This window comes from Buttiauxella sp. (genome assembly GCF_035271705.1).
In the GTDB taxonomy this organism is placed as follows: Bacteria; Pseudomonadota; Gammaproteobacteria; order Enterobacterales; family Enterobacteriaceae; genus Buttiauxella.
The window spans coordinates 1-5,397 of sequence record NZ_DATERI010000187.1 but is presented as its reverse complement, the minus strand read 5'-3'; the positions used below and the strand labels follow the sequence as shown (position 1 = coordinate 5,397).

5 protein-coding genes and 1 pseudogene are annotated in these 5,397 nt (G+C 47.5%); 4 read left to right on the top strand and 2 right to left on the bottom strand.

The features are described 5' to 3' along the window. Positions 1 to 482 (bottom strand): annotated as a pseudogene (locus VJY99_RS17045) (flagellin FliC); the annotation flags it as partial. 419 nt (positions 483 to 901) lie between these two features. Here VJY99_RS17045 and fliD point away from each other — a divergent pair. From fliD to amyA, 4 genes are all read left to right on the top strand, one after another. Beyond that, positions 902 to 2,338 carry a flagellar filament capping protein FliD gene (fliD, locus tag VJY99_RS17040; RefSeq protein WP_324120593.1) on the top strand — a complete coding sequence of 479 codons (1,437 nt, stop codon included), beginning with the start codon at positions 902 to 904 and terminating at the stop codon, positions 2,336 to 2,338. 9 nt (positions 2,339 to 2,347) lie between these two features. After that, positions 2,348 to 2,758: a flagellar export chaperone FliS gene (gene fliS / locus VJY99_RS17035; RefSeq protein ID WP_324120591.1), complete on the top strand. Its 411-nt coding sequence runs from the start codon at positions 2,348 to 2,350 to the stop codon at positions 2,756 to 2,758. Beyond that, the gene (gene fliT / locus VJY99_RS17030) at positions 2,758 to 3,120 is read left to right on the top strand and encodes a flagella biosynthesis regulatory protein FliT (RefSeq protein ID WP_324120589.1); all 363 of its coding nucleotides are present in this window, start codon (positions 2,758 to 2,760) and stop codon (positions 3,118 to 3,120) included. Before fliS ends, fliT begins: the two co-directional genes overlap by 1 nt. A gap of 70 nt (positions 3,121 to 3,190) precedes the next feature. After that, positions 3,191 to 4,678, top strand: a complete 1,488-nt coding sequence (gene amyA, locus VJY99_RS17025) for an alpha-amylase (RefSeq protein ID WP_324120587.1) — start codon at positions 3,191 to 3,193, stop codon at positions 4,676 to 4,678. Positions 4,679 to 4,903: 225 nt separating this feature from the next. Here the strand turns inward: amyA and VJY99_RS17020 are convergent. Further along, the coding region (locus VJY99_RS17020) for a CatB-related O-acetyltransferase (RefSeq protein WP_324120585.1) at positions 4,904 to 5,397 on the bottom strand (494 nt) is incomplete at its 5' end.

The window sequence follows — 5,397 nt, the reverse complement described above, 5'->3', positions numbered from 1 at the left end:
ATAGAGATGGTATCGTTAGAAGAAACACCCGCGCCAACCTGAATTTTCAGAGCGGTAGAAACGGAACCGTCCAGCAATTTTTTGCCGTTGAAGTTAGCACCACCGGCGATACGGTCAATTTCAGACAAACGCTGTGTGATTTCTGTGTTGATTGAAGCCAGGTCAGTAGAACCGTTGGTGTCGTTCGCTGCCTGCACACCCAGTTCACGGATACGTTGTAAGTTGGTGTTGATCTCGTTCAGGTTGCCTTCAGCAGTCTGAACCAGAGAGATACCGTCGTTGGCGTTACGAGAAGCCTGAGTCATACCTTTGACCTGAGCGGTCATACGGTTGGCAATCGCTTGGCCAGCAGCATCATCTTTAGCGCTGTTGATACGCAAACCAGAAGAAAGACGCTCGATAGCAGTACCCAGTGCAGACTGAGATTTGTTCAGGTTGTTCTGAGTAGTCAAAGACAAAAGGTTAGTATTGATAACTGACATAATTTTATTTCCTTTAGAAAATTGAATTTAGGTTCGGTGCCTAACACTTGCGGCGTCTCTCACCGTCTTCAAGGGTATCGGCGCACTGAGTGCCAACTTTAGAAATAAAAGAAAAAAATTATAACGTCATGATTTTTAATCAAAAAAAATCAACCTCATCACCTGTAGCAATATAAGTCGCGCCTTAGTGAGCGGTAAATAAGGGGTAATTGACCAAATTAATGGGTTGAGGCACTGCTTTTTTCCTTAAGCTAAATCGATAATCCTATAAAGAAGGAGGGACGCCTTCGGACAATCCTCTTATATGCCTTATTCCCACCCTGCTATTCAGAGAATTAATTTTTTCATCGCCTGGTAAACTTTCTTAATATACCGCCGATAACTGACTGGAATCACCATCGACTCAAAGGAAGAAATCAATGGCCAATATCAGTAACCTCGGGGTTGGCTCTAACCTCGACCTGGCATCGCTGTACGATAATCTGGAAACGGCAGAAAGAACCAAGCTGAATTCCATTACCACACAAAAGACCACTTATTCGGCGCAGTTAAGTGCCTATGGCAAATTGCAAAGTGCTCTGCAAAACCTGCAGACCGCGTCGGCGACATTAGGCAAAGCCGCTACCTTTAATGCCACGTCGGTGAGCAGCACTAACACCGCATTTAGCACTGCCACGACCACTGATGCAACGGTGGGTAATTACACGGTAAATGTAAAACAAATTGCCAAAGCACAAGTTCTGACCACAAAACCAGGGACTATAGCCAGCAATACAGCACCGTTAGGTGAAACAAATGGTAATACGCGTACCATTACCATTACCCAGCCTGGCACGACAAAACCGCTGGAAGTGACTCTTTCAGATTCGGACACTTCGCTAAATGGTATTGCGAAAGCGATTAACGGCGCGAACGGTAACGTGACCGCAACCATCGTTAAAGCAAACGACAGCGACTATCGCCTGATGCTGACATCTAAAACCACAGGCACGCAATCCGATATGACGGTTGCAGTCACGGGTGACGATGTGCTTCAGAGCGTTATTGGCTACGACTCCACCGCTAAAACAGGGGCGCTGTCAGTTCAGACGAACTCTCAGAATGCAAAAATTGTGGTGAACGATGTCGAAATTGAGCGCTCAACCAATACGATTTCTGACGCCCTGCCTGGTGTCACCTTTACGCTCAAAGCGCAAAGTACGGCTGACGAAACGCTGGAAGTAGCACGCGCGACGGATGCCAGCAAAAAGGCGATTACCGATTGGGTCACCGCCTATAACTCGCTGCAGTCCACTATTGCTAGCGTGACGAAATATGTGAAGGTCGATTCGGGTTCCACATCCCAGTCCACCTCTAACGGTGCGCTCGTCGGCGACAGCAACGTGCGTTCGATTCAATCCGATCTGCGTGGGCTGCTGACTCAAGTACAAAGTGGCAACGTGGCCATTATGGCGCAGTTGGGCATCACGCAGGATCCCGTGCTTTCTTCTGATGGCTCAAGCCAGCTTAAAGTCGACACCACGAAACTGACCAAAGTGCTGACGGATATGCCTCAGGATGTCACGAGTTTCTTCGTCGGTGACGGTAAAACCACCGGTTTTGCCACGCAGATGAATACCAAGACTACCAGCATGTTAAATACCTCTTCCGCTGGTACAGGGGTAATTAAAAATGCGCAAGACGGCATTAACAGTACGATGAAAAGTCTCGACAAGCGCTACGACGCGATGAGCGACAGTATCGATGCCACCATGGCTCGTTACAAAGCACAGTTCACTTCGCTTGATACGCTGATCAGCAAGATGAACGCAACGTCGACCTACCTCACTAAGCAATTCAGCACTTCAAGCAGTTAAGGATCTGATATGTACAAGAGTTCTGGTGTTCAAGCCTATCAACAGGTCGGACTGGAAAGTGCCGTTATGAGTGCCAGCCCGCACCAGCTCGTTGTAATGTTATTCGATGGGGCACTTAGTGCCTTGGTTCGTGCACGCCTGTTCCTCGAGCAAGGGCAAATACCGCAAAAAGGCGAAGCCCTTTCCAAGGCCATTAACATTATCGACAATGGGCTAAAAGCAGGCCTGAATATGGAAATTGGTGAGGATTTGCCCATCAACCTCGCCAATCTGTATGACTATATGGTGAGGCGACTGCTCCATGCCAATTTACGTAACGATGTTGATGCCATTAGTGAGGTTGAAACACTGTTAGGAAATATCGCGGACGCCTGGAAGCAAATAGGCCCCAATTCCCAAATATTTCAGGATGCTATCTGATGAATAAGTTCATCTCATCCCTTAGCGAGTGGCATGCACTCCATGCCTTAAGTCAAACCATGCTTGACCTGGCTCATTCTGGACAGTGGGATGAGTTAATAGAACATGAAGTGAAGTACGTACATCTTGTCGAGAATATTGCCCAAAACCCAATCTCGCAGGGCACTCATATGGACCAGGAAGGCGCTAAAAGTTTGCTATTGAAAATAATAGCGAACGAAACAGAGCTGAAAGTCTTGCTGCAAAACCGTCTTTTTGAGCTGCGAGACCTGATAGGTCAGACCGAACGTCAAAGTTCCCTCAATAACGCATATGGTAATTTATCGGGAAATGTATTGATTCCGGCCGATAACAACCCGTAAAAACTGCCAGATCTATGTTCATATCCCATACTCCAGAGGTCAGCTAAATGACTTCTGGAGCGTGGACTCAATGAAAAACCCTACCTTGTTGCAATTTTTCCATTGGTATTACCCCGGAGGGGGCAAGTTGTGGGCGGAAGTTGCTGAACGTGCAACAACGCTCAATGACATTGGCGTCAATATGGTTTGGTTACCACCTGCATATAAAGGCAGTTCCGGCGGCTACTCGGTGGGTTATGACAGCTACGATCTTTTTGACCTCGGTGAATTTGACCAAAAAGGAACGGTTGCCACCAAGTACGGCGACAAAGGGCAATTTCTGGCTGCAATAAAAGCCCTACAAGAAAATGACATCGCCGTGCTGCTCGACGTGGTGGTGAACCACAAAATGGGTGCCGACGAAAAAGAGCACATCCGCGTTAATCGCGTCAACGAACAAAATCGTAATGAGATTGACCAAGAAGTGATCGAATGCGAGGCATGGACACGCTACACCTTCCCGGCTCGCGCCGGTCAATATTCGCAATTTATCTGGGATCACAAATGTTTTAGCGGCGTCGACCATATCGAAAACCCGACTGAAGACGGTATTTTCAAAATCATCAACGACTATACCGGCGAAGGCTGGAACGATCAGGTTGATGATGAACTGGGTAATTTCGACTACCTGATGGGCGAGAATATCGACTTCCGTAATCACGCGGTGACCGAAGAGATAAAATACTGGGCACGCTGGGTGATGGCCGAAACCGGCTGTAATGGTTTCCGCCTGGATGCGGTCAAACACATTCCGGCGTGGTTCTACAAAGAGTGGATTGAACATGTTCAGGAAGTGGCTGAACAACCGTTGTTTATCGTCGCGGAATACTGGTCGCACGAAGTGGATAAGCTTCATGAATATATTGCGCAGGTCGATGGCAAAACGATGCTGTTTGACGCACCGCTACAAATGAAATTCCACCACGCCTCGAAGCAAGGCCGCGAGTATGACATGAGCCAGATTTTCGCCGGCACGCTGGTGGAAACCGACCCGTTCCATGCGGTGACGCTGGTTGCCAATCACGACACGCAACCGTTGCAATCGCTTGAAGCCCCCGTTGAACCGTGGTTCAAACCCCTGGCCTATGCCCTGATTTTACTGCGCGAGAACGGCGTGCCAAGCGTGTTCTACCCGGATCTCTTCGGTGCCAGCTACGACGATGAAGGGGGTGATGGCGAGACTTATCACATCGACATGCCAATCATTGAACAGTTGGATGATTTGATTCATGCCCGCGAACGGTTTGCTCACGGCGTACAAACCCTTTATTTCGATAATCCTAACTGCATCGCGTTCAGCCGCAGCGGCACGGATGAACATCCCGGCTGTGTGGTGGTGTTATCAAACGGTGATAACGGCGAGAAAACCATTACGCTTGGGGACAATTACGGCGGCAAGAACTGGCGGGATTATCTTGGGAATCGCGAAGAAATCGTGACGACTGATGCAAACGGCCACGCGACCTTTACCTGTAATGGCGGTAGCGTCAGCGTTTGGGTCATGGAAGACGTGTTATAGTTTCCGTTTTGAAGCGCAAGGTCTGAGAACATGGAATTCTATTTCCATCTCAAGATGCTTTATCCGACCGAACTGGCTGAGATCCTCAGAGTTTTGAGGTTTTTCGCCAGTTCGTTAGTGAGAACCTGAAACTGTTTATCGTATATAAATCGCCCTCATTTGATGTTGAACTGAACATATCAAAATCAGATAATTAAATAATCTAGTGTACAGGTTCGAGAATCGTTATGAACGCTCTATATCACCAGATATAGGATCTGCAAATGCAGCTAAAAACACGTTCAAGTCCCCCATCAATATTGATATTCTCTCGTCGATAATTTCATCTGCCCAATCCCACCATTCCATATTTAGTAGTGATTCAATTTGATCTTGGCTATGTCTGAAGCGTAATACCTTTGCTGGTACCCCACCGACTATGGCATAGGGTGGAACATCTTTACTGACTACACTATGAGCTGCGATTACTGCGCCGTTACCAATGGTTACACCAGACATGATGGTTGCACCATGCCCAATCCAGACATCATTTTTAATCACAACATCACCATTGGAATAGTGATCTGCAATATTAAGTCCTCTTGCACCAGGCCAGAACTCTTGTAGTGATACAAACGGGTATGTTGTCGCTGTATGGGTATTATGATTCCCAAGAATAATAGTGACCCCTCCAGCGATAGAACAAAACTTCCCAATTTTCAGTTTGGCTCCCCCTGGTT

What these genes read in the sequence shown, in the direction of transcription:
- fliD (WP_324120593.1), top strand. Translation starts at nt 902, where the DNA reads ATGGCCAATATCAGTAACCTCGGGGTTGGCTCTAACCTCGACCTGGCA.
- fliS (WP_324120591.1), top strand. Translation starts at nt 2,348, where the DNA reads ATGTACAAGAGTTCTGGTGTTCAAGCCTATCAACAGGTCGGACTGGAA.
- fliT (WP_324120589.1), top strand. Translation starts at nt 2,758, where the DNA reads ATGAATAAGTTCATCTCATCCCTTAGCGAGTGGCATGCACTCCATGCC.
- amyA (WP_324120587.1), top strand. Translation starts at nt 3,191, where the DNA reads ATGAAAAACCCTACCTTGTTGCAATTTTTCCATTGGTATTACCCCGGA.